Raw genomic sequence first — 18,311 nt, 5'->3', positions numbered from 1 at the left:
TCTTATTTATTTTCTTCTGACCATTCATTAAACATCTCGATAGCTTTTGCCAGTACCCCTGCCGATCCTTTGAAATGACCGGAACCGCTGGGTACACCACCCATGCCGTACCATTCGTAGAAACCCTTGTTTTTGATCACCCGGTCGATCATAGGACGTACTTCTTCATAAGCTTCCTTTACCATACCGTTGGCTATAAGCTGCTGTATCATACGACCGCCGAACCAGGTCCAGTCGCCACCATTCTGATAGATATAGGCTTTCGACATTCCTCCACGGAAAAAGTTTTCCGGATAAGTTGGATATAGGGTTAAGCCGATACTCGGCATACCTGACAGGCGGACGTTCTCGAGCATCTGTGCATTGACGGTTGCAATTTCTTCCGGTGATAAAAGTCCGGCTTCGATAGCAATGGCTGTTCCTCCGTGATAGTGCACGTCCAATTCATTGAAACCTTCGGGTATCGGAGATTTTTCGGGATAGATATGTGGAATGAACTTCTGACGTTGCGCATCCCAGAGGTGCTTACGTACATTGTCGGCAATATGCTGGCGGAGTTCTTTCCAACGGAGCTTATCGGCTTCATCGGTAGTTATCTCGTCCATATAGTTGAGAGCGATGATGAACATGGCATTATCATATACGTCGATGGCCGGATCTGACAGTTCGTTCATATCACAACCGAAGTCGTCGTTGGGCTGTACGTCTCCCCAGTCTGCCGTCATAGCACCATAGAGAAGGCCGTATTGCTCGTTATACCGTTCTTTCATCAGATAGTCGATCATTCCGACCATGCGTTGGTAGACGGTACGACCGGCAACCGTTTCATTCAGAATAGAGGTGTCTCCGGTCTTGCGTATATACTTTCCTACGATATGGATCAATGAGGATTCCTGATCGGTTTCGACCGTATTCTTGAATGCGACATGGTCGGGCGCTGCCTCCGAATAATACGGGTGGTCATCACCCCAGGTGAAGTCAGTCTTTAACACGTAGCCGTCGATCATTTCATCGTTGGGTTGCTGAAGGGCAAAGAAAAGAAGGATAGCGTTACGAAGGTCGGCAGGGTTGCTTTCCTCACAGGCTACTTCTATAAATGTGTTCATATCGCGTGCCCATATCTGGGAGTAACCGCTTCCGGCATTGAAACCGCTACGTATCACGGCACGGGCCATACTGTCGACTACATGTAGTGTATTGTCGTTACGGATTTCTTTTGCTAATTGTTGCGTGGGAGTGGGGCCTGCACAGGCGATAAAACCGCTGCACAGGGTCATTAGTAACAAGTGTTTCTTTTTCATATTATTTGTATTCTTATTTGGTGCAAAGATATTCTATTGCTAAGGATTAAATGCTTTCATTTATTGCGAAAGTCTTATACTATCTTACTATAAATAAAAAAGGTGAAAGTTAACCTTTGCCGGAATGTTTGGCTAAGGTTAACTTTCACCTTTCTATTTATATACCGGATCAGAAAATGATCTCTATCTTACCGTAACAGGGAGTAGCTTCAAGAGTTTTACAATAGTTACCCCAAGCTATTTCAGGGTAGTCCCAGCGGTTATTCACATAGAGGATCAACTGGCCGTCGGCTCGTTTATTGGAGCGGCAGGCTACGGACGCATCGGGGGAGATAACGGACAGTCCGTCTCCGGTAGCTGGCGAAAGGGTGTAGAAGTAGATGTTTTCCTTCATGCCTTTGGCTTTCCGGGTGAGCGGACGGTCACAGTTGGCTCCGGCGTCGGCCCAATAATAGTAGTCGTGGGTATCATCGGCCCAGGGTTGATCGGGACGGGCTCCATAGGCTACTTTATTAGGATTGTAAAGGGAGGTGCTGCCTTCGTTACCTGCAAATTCACCGGCCGGGTAATAACTCCAGTGGCCTTTACGTTTCCATGACAATTGATCTATTGTTTCGGGCAGGTAGAACGAGAGACCGGTTTCACGCAGGAAGCCGTTAGGTTGCCCGTCAGTCAGGTAGTTGATTTCCATTTTCCCCTCCGACGAGATGAGGATACGGATGTCGGTACGGACGTTCCGGTAACTGCCTGTTAAGGAGACAAGGATGTTGCTGCCGCGCTTTTCACAGGTGATATTTTCCTTCTTCCAGTCTGCCTCCGAGGTAATGAACTTGGTTGCGCTCTTGCGTACTTCGGCTCCGGTCAGATGGTTCAGATTGATGTCGAGATTCAGGAAGGGGCCTTTTTCGATAAGGGTCTTACCGTCGACGGTGGCGTTGTCGATCAGTCCGGTTTCCTTGCTGAAGGGGATTTCAAAGCCGTTACCTTTCACCACGAAGCGATCGGAGGTTTCTTCCAGCTGAAGTGCTCCCTTATGAGTTGGCTGCGGAAGAGCAACTACCGGCTGTCCTAGCGTAACAAGAAAGGCATCGATAAGTTCGTTGTCGGCATCAAGGAAGCTGACAAGTAAATCGCTACCTGCTTTCCAGTCTTCCGACGGGATGACCAGAAGGCCTTTCTGATGCGGTTCGACGACAGGAGATACGGCTTCTTTCTCTACACCATTATTATATGTATAGCGGACTTTTACTTCATTGAGGTTCGTATGGTCAAAACGGTTGTAGACTGGAAGGATCAAACGTTCTCCGGTGGTAAAGTCGCTAACCTGTTCCGTTAACAGACGGATGGGCGAATAGGCTTTCTTGGTAGACCAAAACTCCGGTTTCTCCCGGCGCCATACATCTACAATTCCCCATTCACCGTAACCTACACAGTTTCCCTGATAATCTTCGGGTTTGGCGGTACGGGCAAATTCTTTCCAGAAGGAAGTACCCTTTTTAGGCTCGGGCAACATAAATGTTTCGTCGATATATCCCCAGATAGCACCGCCCAGACCACCGGGAGCATCGAACAGGCCGCTCCACATCTTATCGAGGGAGATACCCCAGAACTCGCGGATATTCGGATCGTCCTGCAATGTTTTATAGGTATAGCAAGCCGGATGTGCCCATTCGTCGAACAGAGCCGGGATACCATGTCCCTGGAAGTTACGGGTGGCACGTCCCCACTGGTTCAGATTTCCATCCACATCCTGATAATGCATGCTCAGAATATCATATATAGGCTTCTTCTCGCCTACCGACCCCGGATAACTGAAGATAACGGGGCGAGTCGTATCGGTTGCCTTCACCCAGTCCCAACAGAGCTGGAAGTTCTTGCCGTAGACACTTTCGTTGCCGATCGACCAAAAAAGGATGGACGGGTGTGAACGGAACGACTTTACCATCTCACGGCATTGGGAAAGATAGCGGGGGGTAAACTCGGCACTGTCTTGTGTCTTACCCGGAGCATAGTTCTTCTGACGATAGGTATCGACAAAACAAACAGCCGTTTCGCACTCTACGTAGATACCGAACCGGTCGCAATACTCGAGGAACTTTTCAGAAGGGGGATAGTGCGAAGTACGCACGAAGTTCATATTCGATTGTTTAAAACGGATGGCATCGAGACTGTCGAGTTCGGCAGTCGTGGTACGTCCCAGCGTGGGATGGATATCGTGGCGGCAGGCTCCACGTAATTTAACGGGAAGGCCGTTTACAAGCATACGGTCTTTTACGATCTTCACATCACGGAAACCGATCCGTTTACTGAAACGGGTCAGTTCCTTGCCTCCCTCCCGGATGGATACGGCCAGGGTATAAAGGTTCGGATGTTCGGCATCCCATTTCAAGGGATTGCGTACGGACAGCTCGTTGCTATTTCCGTTTTCCTTCAACGGGAAAGTTGCTTGCGGCAATGAAACGTTGCGGCCCGAAGGATCGGTCAGCGTGTAAGCCACTTCGGCATTACCGGATGTTTTACCCTGATAAGAAACTTTCAGTACGGCATCTTTATAAAGAGTGTCGAGATGAGTTTCGGCCGAGAAATCGTAAAGACAGGTTTCCGGTAAGGCAAAAACCGTAACGTCGCGCAAAATACCGCCGATCGGATGATGTCCGTAGCCGGAAGCATAAGAAATATCATCGATACGGTCGGTGATCTCCAGCTGTATCTCATTTTTCTTTCCGGGATGTACAAACCCGGTAACATCGGTTTCCCAACGGGTGAAACCGCCATGATGTTCGCGAACCTCCTTGCCGTTTACCCAAAGGCGCGCATGACTGTAAACGCCGTCGAAACGAAGTATCGTACGTTTCCCTTTATAATCGGCTGGAAGAGTGAACGATTTACGATACAGATAAGGTGTATCATGTTTAATAGCGTAGCCTTGCATAGCCAGTTCGCCGGGAACCTGTACGTTACTCCACTTTCCTTTGTCATCGTAACGGAACTGCCATGTACCGCTCAATAATATCGAAGAGTTGTTCACCCCGCTTATCTCGCAAGGGATCAGGTAAGCCGACTCCGGAGACAATGTCCCGGAAGTATCGGCCGCCAATAAACCCTGCCCCATAAACAGACAGGCACTAAGAAGAAATGTCTTATTCATATGTATGTTGTTTTAATTATTACCACCAGAACCAATAGAATGCTATCAATATAGCTATCACGATCAGTGACATGATATTGAACATGCGACTCGTATGGAACAACCCCGGCCGGTGCGTCGTATAAACATTCTCCATCGGCTTGCGACTACCCAGCAGGACAATCAATCCACAACAGAGGAAGAAGACGATCATCATACGATCCATCCACGGCAAACCGGGACAGAGAAACTTCATCAAGGTAGAGAATACAAACGATCCGAAAGCAGCCGCCAGCGCCCCGTTTGCCGTAGCTCGTTTATAGAAGAACCCGGCCAGGAAGATAGACAAGGCACCCGGACTGATAAATCCTGTAAATTCCTGAATATACTGGAAAGCCTGATCCAGTCCCGACAACATCGGAGCGATCAATACGGCAACCAGCAGCGACAGGAAACTAGCCCATCTTCCGGTCTTCACCAGCTCATGCTGTCCGGCTTCCTTACGGAAAAAAGACTTATAAATGTCCATCGTAAAGATCGTAGATATACTGTTCATCATCGAAGCCAGCGAACTGACAATCGCTGCCGTCAGCGCCGCAAAAGCGACACCCTTCACGCCTACCGGAAGCAGGTTGCTGAGCAGCCAGGGATAAGCCTCATCCGACTTTTCCAGCGGAGCATTCAATGCAAAGGCTGCAATTCCGGGAATAACTACCAGCAACGGTACCAGCAGTTTGATAAATCCGGCGAACAGCATCCCGTTTTGCGCCTCTCCTACCGACTTGGCAGCCAGGGCACGTTGAATAATATATTGGTTACATCCCCAGTAATAGAGGTTTGCCACCCACAGTCCCCCGATAATAACAGAAATACCGGGCAGGTCTTTGTAACTCGGATGCGACTTATCAAGGATCAGATGGAACTTATCTCCAGCCTGTGCATACAGGTTCGTGACGCCTTGCCACACTCCTTCACCGGCTCCCAGCAAGTCTAAAGCAATATAGGTCGTTATCAATCCGCCTCCAATGAGGAAGATAACCTGGACCACATCAGTCAAAGCTACCGCCTTCAAACCTCCGTAGATAGAGTATATGCCGGCAAAAGCAGCCAGCCCGACCACACCCCAAAACAGCGGGACACCCATCACCTTTTCGATGGTAAGTGCTCCAAGATAGAGAATCGAAGTCAGGTTGATAAAGATAAAGACAGCCAGCCAGAAGATAGCCATGACCGTTTTTACCCGTTTATCGAAACGTTCTTCCAGAAACTGCGGCATCGTGAATATCTTCTTCTCCAGAAAGATCGGTATAAAGTATTTGGCAACGATGATCAACCCCAATGCGGCAATCCATTCATAAGTAGCCATTGCCAGCCCGATCGCATATCCGGAACCGGACATACCGACAAATTGTTCGGCAGAGATGTTTGACGCGATGATCGAAGCACCGATCGCCCACCAGGCAAGTCCGCGTCCGGCAAGGAAATAATCGCCGGCATCCCGTTCTTCTCCCTTTTTCTTTCGTGAGACAAACAGTCCGACAAAAAGAATCAAGGCGCAGTAAGCAATAAAAACAATCAGATCTATTGTGTTCATGGTATTAATATTCGTTATCTAATTATTTTGCCATGCCTTTGGCAAAACACTGCCATTACAGTGGCAAAGCTCTGCCAAAGGCATGGCAGAGTTCTGCCACAAGTATGGCAAAACCCTATTCATCTTGCATCAGAGCCGACCGGCCGCCGTCCATCAGGATCGTTGTCCCACTAATGAAACGTGCCATAGGCGATGCAAGATAGACACAGAGATCACCCACTTCCTCTACTGTCCCGATCCGTTTGACCGGATGCAGATTGATCGTACGTTGCCGTTCCTCCCGGGCATCCGGGAAAGAGTCGAACCAAGTATCGTTGCCTGCCGTATCGATAAAGCCCGGAGCGACACCAACCGTACGGATAGCCGGTCCCCATTCGATCGCCAGGTTACGAACCAGGCCGGTGATCGCTGTTTTTGTCACACTATACGGAAAGCATCCGGGAATCGTTCCGAAAGCATGATTGGAGGTCATCAGCAGGATAACACCTTCCCCACTCTGCTCCAGGTAGGGCTTGCATAACTTCGATAAACGCCAATGGGATGCCAGGTTCAAATCAAGGTTATACTGCCAGCGTTCTTCCGTACATCCTCCCGCCCCTTCAAAGACATTCATTCCTGCACTGGAAACCAGAATATCCAACCGTCCGAAAGTACGTATCGTTTCCTCCACCAGTTGCTCCAATTGTTCGGGACAAGTCACATCGGTCTGCACATACAGCGCCCGGACTCCCTGTGATTCGACAGCCTCCCGGAAAGCGACCGCCGATTGATCCTCCGCCGCTTTTCGAGCACATCCGGCAACATGAGCTCCTGCCCGGGCAAACTCTCGGGCAGTACCCAGACCGATACCGGATGATACGCCGGTAACAAGCACTACTTTATCTTTATAATCTATTGTAAAACTCATATGCTTAAATATAGAAGTTTTCAGGAGCGTTCGTTGTTATACCCGGATGTTTTTCCATCTCTTCTTCTACGAGATCCACTCCCAGACCGGGACGGTCGGATAAGTGCAGATGACCGTCGTACACCATCTCAGCGATCGGATGATCGATCACCGTATCTCTCCAGGGAACATCATTGAACATAAATTCCTGACGGAAGAAATTAGGAATTGCAGCACACACATGTGAAGAAGCAAGCGTCGATAAAGGCCCGTTCGGGTTATGGGGAGCGATCAAGACGTTGTAGGCCTCTGCCATCGTTGCCATCCGCTTCATTTCAGACGGTCCGCCGCAACGGGTAATGTCCGGCATGATGACATCGCACACGTGTTTTTCCAACAAAGAACGGATACCGAAGCGGGTATAATGGCGTTCACCTACGCAGATAGCGACATCGGAAGGGATACGTTCACGCATGGCACGCAAGGTCTGCGAACTTTCCGGTCCGGCAGGTTCCTCATACCAGGTAATATCCAGCTTCGCCAGACGTTCGGCCATCTTCACCGCCACCCGGTAATTCAGCATGGCATGCGTCTCGATCATAATATCGAACTCCGGTCCCACCGCATCACGTACCGCCTTCGATACGTCGAAAGCCAGATCTTGTTGTTCTGCCGTCAGAGTCAGATTGGAAGCCAGGTCTTCCCCGTAGAAATAGTTCGTATGTGCGAACGGGTCGAACTTCAGTCCGGTAAAACCGGCTTCTTTTACCCGTAATGCTTGTTCAGTATAATCTTTTGCATTATGTCCGCCACCGGTAAACCAGTAGTTCGCATACAATAATATATCTTTCCGGTAAGCACCGCCCAACAATTCATAGCAGGGGACACCCATCACTTTTGCCTTCAGGTCGAGCAAAGCCATGTCGATACCGCTGATAGCACATAAGCTGGCACCGTACGGACCGATCCAGTTAAGATCGCGATAGAGCTTCGTCCAGATAAAATCCGTCTTCATCGGATCAAGGCCGATGATGCGCTGCCCTACATGTTTGGCTGCTTCGAAAACGATCGGGCTTCCCGGCCAGTTTGTAGCTTCACCTACTCCGGTATACCCTTCGTCCGTATATATTTTGAGTAACGTCCAATTGTATTTGATACCTTGTACCAACCATACTTTAACATCTGTGATTTTCATTGTCTATCTGATTTTATTACATGATTCCAAACTGATCGAAGGCATCGCGAGCCTTCATTCCTTCCTGTATCTTCTTTAATACCATCCGTTCGCCACGGGCTTTTTCCAATGCGCGGGTAAAGACTTCCTCTTCGATGCTGCGCGGAACAACGCATACGCCGTCTATATCTCCTATCAGCATATCGCCATCGTTAATACGCACACCATCCATTTCGATAGGCACGCGATAATCTATCACCTTTCCTCTCGGTGCCTGGTCTTGTGCATAAGGTCCGTAAGAGAAGCAAGGGAAGTCGAGTGCCAGGATTCCTTTCGTATCGCGTGAATAACCATTCACCACAGCACCGGCTGCTTTGCACTGCATAGCCCGGGCACTCATCAACTCGCCCCACAAGGCGTAACAGGGAGACGAACCGGAACAAACATAGACTTCATCTTCTTTCAGATCATCCAACGCTTCGAGCATCAATCCGAAAGAACGTTTCAATAGAGGATTCTCCCCGCATTCTTTTCCATGTTCCAACACATCTGCTTCCAGCACTGTCATTGCACGTCCGACAACCAGCATGTCGTCACGAAGCGGACGTATCTGCGGGGGAAGAAACTGACGGGTATATCCCATCTTATCCATAATGTCACCGATCACTGCGGTATAAAGCTCTTCTTTTATCAAAGAGAACAGGGCTTTATCATCTTTCCATTCTTTCATTTTTACTATAGTTTATCAGTATTCATATATTCCATTCTACTGATCACAAAGTTAGCCGGAGTATACAAAAAGGGAATAGGAAAACCGATCTTCAATGTATGCAAGTAGGACCTTTTAAGGGGAAAAAGTGTACAAAACGGAAAACTATTTCGTAACCTCCCTCGGAGTAATTCCCATCTGCTGTTTAAAAACTCTCGAAAAATACTGAGGTGATTTAAAACCGCAGGTGAAACAAACCTCCTTGATCGACATTTCTGTATTACGCAACAATTCGATCGCCTTATTGATCCGTATCTGATTCAGATAATCCAATGGAGACAAATTGAGATACTGAGCAAACAGTTTACGCAAGTAGCGCTCCCCTATTCCGGTCTGCCCGGCCACATCGCTGATCGTCACTTCCGACTGATAATTCATACGAATATAAGAAATTGCCTTTTTCAGCGATTCGTTTGTACATATCGGCAGATAGGATTCATCCATATAGCGGTAGATTAGAATAAGCAGTTCCGCATAGTACATTACCACCAGATATTGATAGTATTTATTTTTCAGATTCATCTCGTTGACGATACGCTGAACAGCCCGCATGATACGAACATTGTTTACGATCTTGATCAGGCGGTTTTCCTCCGAGAAGATAGTAACGGGAGTCAACTCGCCTGTCTCATCCTGTGCATGCGGATTGAAACGGGAGAATATTTCCGGCAGAAATTCCAATTGCATCAGTGTAGTGCCTTCCGAACCGGCTTCGAAGGTATGCTCCACATTCGAGCAGACGATCATCATCTCGTTCTCATTGAAGCTGATACTTTCGTTTTCGAGGTGCAGAATACAATTACCCTTCTTCACATAGTTGATCTCGATACGCAAATGCTGGTGTGGTCCGAATGTTTCAAACGGCTGAAAAGAGACAAAGCGAAATACATCCGCCAGCCGTTTATGTTTCAGGTTGTCCGTTATCCCTTCCAGGAGTCCCCAGAGGGATTGTTCTGTTGTATTACTCATAGTATTCTCTTTTTCTACATGTATGGAACAAAGATATGGAAAAAGAGAGAGCCGATTTTTACACTTTCAAGAAAAAAGAAGGGCCGAAATGGTATCATTCGGCCCTTTAACTTATACAAAACGGTATTACCTCATTTACTCTTTTATTTTTCCAGTAAAATGATCATGCCGCCCCGTCCCATAATCTCACACTGGGTCAGGGAAGACATCTTACCTTCCCATTGTGTGTTTCTGATTTCCGGCAAAAGATAGGAAGACGGCTTGAAGCCCAGTAACTGTTCGTCCAGGGATATCTTTGCCGTTTGGGGAAGATCAGTCCAGTTAGCCAGTACGACAAGCGCTTTATCTCCGTTGATGTAAACGGTAGCCGGAATATTCGCATTATCCGTTTTTACCGGACAACGTTCGTCCCAATAGCCTCTCATCACGGCATCCTTCATACCGAAATCATCCCAAAGATGCCAGAGCGGAACAGGATTCCCGCTCCACGGCAGGCGGGGAAGCATACCGTAGATCATTCCACGGAACACATTCCGGGCATCTAACGTTTCACTCATCAATCCGAAAGGAATACCGGACATTTCCACCAGCCAGAAATCCAATGTATTATTTGCGGGGAAGCCTTCACCGATCCAGGTACGGTCTACGTAAGGCAGCAACTCCAGATAAAGATGCAGCGAATTGGCATAGCCGGCCCACTGGTTCATGTGATTCCAGGAATGGATATCGATCAGGCGGCGTTTGCCGTCGGCATCCATTACACGGCGGGCACGTTGCAGCGTTTGATGATCCAAAGCACTGTCGTCGATATAGACACCATCCAGTCCCAGGTTCTTTATCATCCAGTCCAGGCCTGCCAGATAGTAATTGTTCCAACGGGAATCAGGGGTTGTTATGACCGAGATATCCATATCGCCAGCATATTTGCCTTCTTTAAAAGCGTTATACCAGGCCGGGATGAAATGAGTCGTCAGGTTTTTGTTCAACCATTCGTGAGGGCCATTGCGATGGATCAATGTACGGGCATCCTTTCCGGGACCGTCATGGATCACTTCACTGCCCAGGCTACGCAACGCCCATAACTCAGGTATCTTCACCGTCAACTCACGGGTCGTATAATAAAGCCGGACATCCAAATCCTTACTGTGTGCATCCGAGATAAAACGCTTCAGATCCGGAACGGCTTCATCATAATACGGGTAGTTAATGAACGGATAAATATCTTTCTTATGATGTACATTGATCATGTTGGCTCCCGCTTCCAAAGCGGCAGGGATATAACCGGCACTCACGTCGCTGTTGGAATGGAAGAAACGCTTCTCGGCGAGTTCCGGCAGGTTAAGCGGTTTCACCGGAGTAACCAGCATATTGAAATTATAATGAAGGACATCGCCTTTCTTCATATCGCGTTCACCGCTGTAGGCTGTCATCAGAACTGTACCATCTTTGCCGGGCAGAATGTCGATACCGCCTTTATTCGCATTTCCCCACGAAGCTGGCAGGTTCAATTTACCTAATCCATAATAAATATTTACCAAAGGACGGTTATAGTTTTCATCTTTAAAGCAGAAGTTCAGACCAGCATTTATATTTCCCATCCAGATCTTATCCTGATGTTTCTCCACGTTCCATTGCCAGTTGATCACCGAATCCGGACGCAAACCGCCTTTATGGCCTAAGCCCATCATATATTTGGCGGCATAAGCTGTGTAAGGCACTTCCAGACGGATATCCTTCACCTTTACGTCTCCCAGGGATTTTACCTGTATCCGATAATCGACCAGCCCATCAAAGCCGAAGCTTCCGGAACACTGTACTTCGAAATGACGGCTCTTACGGCCGGCCGTCCAATTTACCAATGCATTATTCCGTCCGGTGATTCGCAGCGAACCACTCTTCAATACTTCTTCGCCATTCTCCGTTTCGATCACGAACCGCATTTCACTGGCCAAAACAGGGTTATTGCTCTGGTCGTTCAATTGGTTGCCCTGATCATAATGGGTAGAAAGGGATTGAGGCAACCCTTCTTTCGACAACTCCATCGTCCCACCCAGCCAAGAGATCGTTTGCTTCCGTAATTGAACCGGAATATACGGAGCCGTGGGCTCATCGGCATTTCCGATGGAAGAATCCAGCCAGCGAAGGCGGGTTTTACGCCAACCTTCATTATCTCCGTGGTTTGCAATGGGAGAACCTTGCACGGTCAATTCGCAGGCGATCTCAACCGGTTTGGCATTGGCAGCTTTGACTGTAACCGTCCCTTTATAAACACCGCTTGCCGTCACAGGCACATCGGAACCGATCCATAACGCCTGCACATTTCCTTTAGGAACATTTACCGTCTTTTTAAAAGTCCTACCGTTCGTATCGGTTCCTCCCAGGTTAAAGCAACGGAAAGCGGAAGCCGGTATCTTATTCCCTTTTTCATTCTTCCAGTCAGAAAAGGTGACGGACAGGTTCGACATGTCCTTATACGGAGCAAAGATTCCTACCTGCCAGGTATAGAACTCGCCCGGAAGACAATCACCCCTGAATTTTGTCCGTGAATCGGCCGTCCGCTCCACCCAGCGCAAAGGTATCGCATCCGTCATACGGATATCGTGCTCCCGGTCTTCCGTAAAACAAAAATAACCGGCTACCGGATTTTCCTGTATCAACTTCTTCACTGCATCCGGTGAGGCTACAAGGCGCATTTCCGAGTCTTGCTCGTTTACCGTCCCCTGTCTTTTCAAATCGTCGAAAGCATTCGTTACATCATCCTGCGCCTGCATAACACAAGGCAGGGTCAGAAGCGAATATACCATCAGGTACTTAATTTGTTTTCTCAACATTGTAGTATTCTTTTGCTAATTGTTTGTATTTGTCTAACATCTGACGGGCAATAACGACTTCGTCTCCTTCCGTTATCGGAGTACGGGCTTTACCCGAACGATTGACGAAAGCCAATTCCCAGTCAGCCAACGAATCATAAAACTCATTCGCACGGAAAGCCTGGCGACCTAAATCCATCTTTGCATCTTCCTCCCTATAAGTCGTTCCATTATCAAGATGTCCCTGCAACATATCATAGAACTGTTTCCAGCGTTGCAGATAATACCCCTCGATCAAACCGGTCCATTCGCGCCATGAATAATCGAACTGACGAACATCGACCTGTCCCCCCCAGATAGTCACCAGTGAAGAGGCATTCTTTTCAAACAAATTTTGTTCTTCATCAGTTGTTCCCCAAGCACGGGCATCCGTCAACCACTGGTCAAAGTTAAACTCTGTACGCGTACGAAGCAAGATATCTACATCTTTTAATAACTCAAGGAAACGTCTGGAGTGTAATGCAAACGCCTCTTTATCCTTTTTCCTGAATGCTTCGGCTGCTTTTTTATGTATTTCCTGCCCCAGGTTAGACATGACCTGACGCTGTACATCTACAATATCGAAACGATAAGGTTTGGAACCTTTCAATTGTTCCGCATCCTGCAATAGACAGGCTTCGGCCTCTATCAACGATTGCGGATCGTAAGGAATATTAAAACCTGCATTCGGTCCCGACTTTTTCACATCCACAGCAGGACGGGCACAGATGATCGAACTGGACTCGACCCCGTTCGTCCCGGCGCAATAAGGGCCTGCCAATAATAATTCCCAAGCTTTGCAGGCAGCATCCGAAAAAGCTCCATAGCGACGTTCCGCATATTTACCCAGCCATTCTTTCAGCTTCACCGAATCTTGATGAACCGGCATTTCAAAGGCCAATTCATAAAACACCGGATTCTGTCCGATCGACTCCATGAACAAACCGGATCCCACCACATTCGGCGTTTCCTGCTTTGCTTTCATAAACTGATTGGATGATACCAGCGGCAGATCTCCGTGAAGATTGACACGTCCGCCGAAGTTATGGAGGTTACCAGCTACAAAATCATGGCCACAGAAATGATCATCTCCCCCTAACGCTCCGTTCAGGCTCAATACAAGCAGGTCATGTTTCGGTACGACGGAAGCAATATCTTTACGGAAGCTCCAGGCCTGCATCACCCACAGCGCATTCGGGTCGAAAGCCTTCATCAATTGATGGATAGAAGAACCTACGGCATTCAGATATTCAGGAGTATCCACAGGCGGTTGGCTTTCATGAAAAGGATCAGCCGCATAGAGCCCGTAAGTCCCATATAATTTCTGTTCTTCTTCCAGAAAGGCTTTTCCCAGTTCCGTAAACAGCGGGTCGAGTGGGTCTAACTGGCAGATACCTTCAAAGCCGTACCAATCAGGTTGTTTTTGTATTTTTGCCTCTGGAAACTTCTCCATCATCTTACGAGGTACAGCACCGGAAAAACCTTGTTGCACCGGTGTCATTCCCAATTCCAACTGACGATTTACCACTTGTTTACCCAAAGCAATATGCGAATCGATCCATGATTTTGGCAGCGGTCCGCCAAAGCTCTCGATATTAGGCATCCACTGCCAGGCAAAATGGGCAGGATCGACCAGATAAGAACGTGCTTCCTCATCCGTAAAACCAAAACGAAGCAGTGTATTATACCAAACGCCTTCCAGGCCGACAACCGACAAAGGCGTATTGATCGAGTTCATAGCCATATAATCGATCTCCCGCTGCCAGCGCTGCCAATCCCACCAGGCACCGGTATAGCTCAACGTACAATAATTAAAATAGACACGATACTTTCCATTAATAATCCGATGTGTTGTCTCTGTCGGAACAGGCAATGTCTCCGGTAAACTTAACTGATCGCCGAACCAGGAGACATGGGCCTTACAGTGATATTTCAGGTATTGGTTATAGGCGGTTGCCAACGATACGGTATTGTTACCGCGCAACACCACTTTGCCATTCTCTCCGGCCACTTCATAGACATCATTTCCGTTCTCCGGCTCGATCAGTTCCAGACAAAACTGTTTACCATACCCAGGACTGATACGTTCGATCAGGTCGTAAGCCGCCTGTATCTGCGGATCTTTCTGACAGGATATGAAAGATAAAAAACAAAAAAGCAAGAATACTTTACTTAGAATTTTCATGGTATAAAACTTTAAATTATTTCTTACTAGACGAAATAAAGCCAGTTTACCCTATGAATTCAGACAAATAAACTTACCTAGTTAAGGTCGACCAGTTTGTCGGGAGGGGTATCTCCCCACCATACAATTTCCTTGCCTCGGCAAAATAACAAACGTCGAATAACAACAAATGAAGTTACCCTATCTGCCGGGGAGCTGGATTCCTCATTAAATCAAGCGTACAACATGGCATTTTAATATAAGACATAAAAAAAATGAATTTAGATATTTCATATCTATCTGTAAAGAAACAAAAACAAGGGGCTTTTGAATTCAAAAGCCCCTTGTTTTATCATCAAAAGTCCTGTCTTAACATTTCAAAAGACCTGACCTTTAAAATGCTCCTGTCTTTATCTTCCGGAATGAAAAGAAATCCGGATCTGACCTTCTACCTTGTCCCCTTTCCGCAAAGGCCTGTATTCTTTCTCAGCATGAGGAATCAGGAAGTTTTCCTTGCCTGCATTATTGTAGCCGGCTACCAATAAACGGATGGCCTCTCCGTCTATCCATGAACGGGTATGCTGTGAACCGTCGGAAATGACCGTAAGTGTTTCTCCTTCCTGATTCTTCAGGTTTACGGAGTAGACATTCTCTTTTGTCGAACGGAAGAGGTTAGAACCTGCTGCCGTCTGATCGAGCGACCATGACACCGAAGGCGATTTTGAAGGACCGGCAAGACCGGACAAGGGCAAAGAAGCATTGAAGGCTTCCGCTTTTCCTTCCAAAGCACCGATATGGTCTTCGGGGTAAACACTCCAATATCCTTTACGTTTCCAATCCAGGCGGGTAAAGGAAGACGGCAAAGTAAAGACCAATCCGGTCTGTCTCGGTGAAACTTCCCGGAGCATCGTAAAATCGTAAATGAAATCAACTTCTCCGTTATTATGGAAACGATATTCAAACGAACCTTCAGCCTCCTTATATGCTCCGGTTACTCTGACACTGATCTCCTTTTCCCCCGATGTGCAGGAGACGGACTGTGCCACCCAGTTTTCACAAAGCGGGTTAAACGGAGTGAACTTCTGGTCTTTTCCTGTCATCTGAATACCTTCACCTTCACCGTTCAGGGGTAATACCATTAATGACGGTGACTGTTGCAATAGGACTTTTCCATTACGATCAGCAGATAACAAGCCGTTACGTTTATCAATCGTGAAATGTCCGGCTAAAGATTCCACCTCGATCCGGTCCGTTTTTTCCCGGCAGGAAAGTTTTCCCGTCAGACGTTGCATCGGCTGTTCGCATTCCGGCAGGATGCGGAAGTTATATCGATCGATAACAAATCCACGTACACCGGTTACTGTCAACTCCATTGTTTCTGCCTGACGCAAAGACTCCGGCAGTTTCACTTCCAGTTCGCCTTCCGAACGGGGAGCAACAACAGCTGTAATCTTACCGGTTTTACCTCCTGCTTTCCATTCAATCGTACATTCGGACAGATTACTGAAATTATGGCGGTTCTCTACATGGAAACGAACAAGTCCGTCTTCTGTCATATTCCCTTTCAACGCTATTTTTACGGGACTGTAAGCCTTCTTCATGCTCCAGTACTCCGGTTTTTCGCGACGCCAGCCATCAACCGGGCCCCAGGTTCCGTAACCGACGGCACGTTCGCCCGGCAAAAAGAAAGTATCGTCGATACCTGCCCAGATAGCTCCTCCCAGAACGCCCTGGCTATGATACATATCGTTCCACATCTTATCCAATAAAGGTCCCCACATGGTTCGCAGTCCCGGATCGGCAGCCAGCTCCAGGCGGTTGTAAGCATTCAGGTGGCAGAACTCATCGAAGGTGACGGGACGTTTGCTGTTGCGATATTTATCCGGCCCGGTTGGTCCCGGATAGTGATGATTGGTTACTTCCAGTTCACCGTTATCCGCATCCGGCCCCCATTGGCTGAAGATACGGGGACGGGTCGGATCTATTTGTTTGACTATTCCCGATGCTTTTTTGAAATATCCATCATATTTCAATGATTCGTTACCCATTGACCACATAATGACGGAAGGATGGCTACGGTTCAGGTTTACCATTTCGACATGCTGATTAACCAATACGGCATCGTGCATTTCCTCCGGCACATTCGTGTTATGTGCCCAACAAAAAGGAGCTTCTACTTCAACCAGCATACCCAGTTCATCGCATGCTTCCAGCAAGGCCTCATCGGGCGGATAATGGGAAGTACGAAAATAATTCACATTTCCGCGACGGAACAACTCCACATCCTTACGCCACATATCATCGTTCACAGAACGCCCGCGCAACGGCATAACCTCATGATGGCATACACCGCGAAGTTTTACCGGCATGTTGTTAATAAACATCTGGTTACCGCGCACTTCCACCTGGCGGAAACCGACACGGCGGGTAGTTTCATGCAATACCTCTTTTCCGTCCTTTAACCGGCAGGTAAAAGTATACAGATAAGGATGTTCGGAATCCCATTTATGGGGATCGGCAATATCAAATGACAGTTGCACCTTTTCTGTATTTCCGGCTGTCATCGCACCGACAGGGACTGTATTTCGTTTCAATGGAATATCTTTTCCACTAGCATCCTTCAAAGTAAAAGAAAGAGACAAGCCTTTAGCCATAGCTGGAGATTCATTCATTATCTCTACCTCTGTCTTTAAAGTCGCATCCGTATAGGTCGAATCAAATGAAGTGGAAACATGAAACATACCCAGATTCACTTCCGGTAATGTAAACAAATAGATATCGCGTGTAATACCTCCCAACGGATGAACGGCATACTGAGACCCGCTCGATGTTGAATCGGCAAGGCTCTCCGATATTACTGAAACCGCTATTCTATTTTCTTTACCTGTCTCCACCAGATTTGTCACATCCAGTTCGAAAGCAGTAAAACCTCCCAAATGAGAACCGGCCTTTTTGCCATTTATAAAAACCTGGCTATCACTATATATCCCGTTACAACGTAGTTTTATCCGTTGTCCGGCCCAGGAAGCAGGAACTGTAAACGTACGGAAATAACCGGCCGCTTTCCCTTTTTCTACTTCAAAACCTTGCATGACCCACTCGCCGGGAACTTCGATATTCTTCCAGTTATTCACTTTCGCTTTCTCCCAAAAGTTCTTTTCCGGAGAAGAGTTGAACTGCCAGTCACCCGCCAACAAGACCTTCTCCTTCTCTACTCTTGTAGGCAAAGGCGAAAGACGTGGAATAACGAAATCTGTTGCACAAACCGATTGCAGACATATGGCCGAAACCAGTAAGTAAAAAAGTTTTCTTACATTCATATAGGAACTTTGTGTTTAAATGATATTAATACAATTTACATCTGCAAATTAACGATATTTATTCTTTTCGGCCCTGATAATAGTATAAACATAAAACTTTTATTCGGAACTAATTTGCAATAAATGCATCAAATTCGGAACTACAGGTATAATAAATG

Annotated in this window: 10 protein-coding genes; all 10 read right to left on the bottom strand. The window is 47.3% G+C overall.

Translation table 11 applies throughout. The annotated features are described in order from the left end of the window. Positions 1 to 2: 2 nt before the first annotated feature. Positions 3 to 1,301: a GH36-type glycosyl hydrolase domain-containing protein gene (locus M1P97_RS03680; RefSeq protein ID WP_195372247.1), complete on the bottom strand. Its 1,299-nt coding sequence runs from the start codon at positions 1,299 to 1,301 to the stop codon at positions 3 to 5. 169 nt (positions 1,302 to 1,470) lie between these two features. Beyond that, the gene (locus M1P97_RS03675) at positions 1,471 to 4,449 is read right to left on the bottom strand and encodes a glycoside hydrolase family 2 TIM barrel-domain containing protein (RefSeq protein WP_249388396.1); all 2,979 of its coding nucleotides are present in this window, start codon (positions 4,447 to 4,449) and stop codon (positions 1,471 to 1,473) included. 19 nt (positions 4,450 to 4,468) lie between these two features. Beyond that, the gene (locus M1P97_RS03670) at positions 4,469 to 6,022 is read right to left on the bottom strand and encodes a sodium/sugar symporter (protein ID WP_195372249.1); all 1,554 of its coding nucleotides are present in this window, start codon (positions 6,020 to 6,022) and stop codon (positions 4,469 to 4,471) included. A gap of 115 nt (positions 6,023 to 6,137) precedes the next feature. Next, positions 6,138 to 6,929, bottom strand: coding sequence for an SDR family NAD(P)-dependent oxidoreductase (locus M1P97_RS03665; protein WP_195372250.1), 792 nt, complete (start codon positions 6,927 to 6,929; stop codon positions 6,138 to 6,140). A gap of 4 nt (positions 6,930 to 6,933) precedes the next feature. After that, on the bottom strand, positions 6,934 to 8,103 hold the full coding sequence (locus M1P97_RS03660) for a mandelate racemase/muconate lactonizing enzyme family protein (protein WP_195372251.1): 1,170 nt from the start codon (positions 8,101 to 8,103) through the stop codon (positions 6,934 to 6,936). Between the two features lie 16 nt (positions 8,104 to 8,119). Continuing rightward, entirely contained in the window at positions 8,120 to 8,812 is a 693-nt protein-coding gene (locus tag M1P97_RS03655; RefSeq protein WP_195372252.1) for an RraA family protein, read from the bottom strand. 144 nt (positions 8,813 to 8,956) lie between these two features. Next, the gene (locus tag M1P97_RS03650) at positions 8,957 to 9,820 is read right to left on the bottom strand and encodes an AraC family transcriptional regulator (RefSeq protein WP_195372253.1); all 864 of its coding nucleotides are present in this window, start codon (positions 9,818 to 9,820) and stop codon (positions 8,957 to 8,959) included. Between the two features lie 143 nt (positions 9,821 to 9,963). Then, the gene (locus M1P97_RS03645; RefSeq protein ID WP_195372254.1) at positions 9,964 to 12,651 is read right to left on the bottom strand and encodes a glycoside hydrolase domain-containing protein; all 2,688 of its coding nucleotides are present in this window, start codon (positions 12,649 to 12,651) and stop codon (positions 9,964 to 9,966) included. Then, positions 12,632 to 14,854: an alpha-N-acetylglucosaminidase gene (locus tag M1P97_RS03640; RefSeq protein WP_195372255.1), complete on the bottom strand. Its 2,223-nt coding sequence runs from the start codon at positions 14,852 to 14,854 to the stop codon at positions 12,632 to 12,634. The genes M1P97_RS03645 and M1P97_RS03640 overlap by 20 nt, the downstream gene beginning before the upstream one ends. A gap of 389 nt (positions 14,855 to 15,243) precedes the next feature. Next, positions 15,244 to 18,153 (bottom strand): glycoside hydrolase family 2 TIM barrel-domain containing protein, encoded by a 2,910-nt coding sequence (locus tag M1P97_RS03635; protein WP_249388395.1) that lies wholly within the window; start codon positions 18,151 to 18,153, stop codon positions 15,244 to 15,246. Positions 18,154 to 18,311 lie beyond the last annotated feature (158 nt).

This window comes from Parabacteroides leei (assembly GCF_023369805.1).
GTDB lineage: Bacteria > Bacteroidota > Bacteroidia > Bacteroidales > Tannerellaceae > Parabacteroides > Parabacteroides leei.
This window is presented reverse-complemented; position numbering and strand designations above follow the sequence as displayed.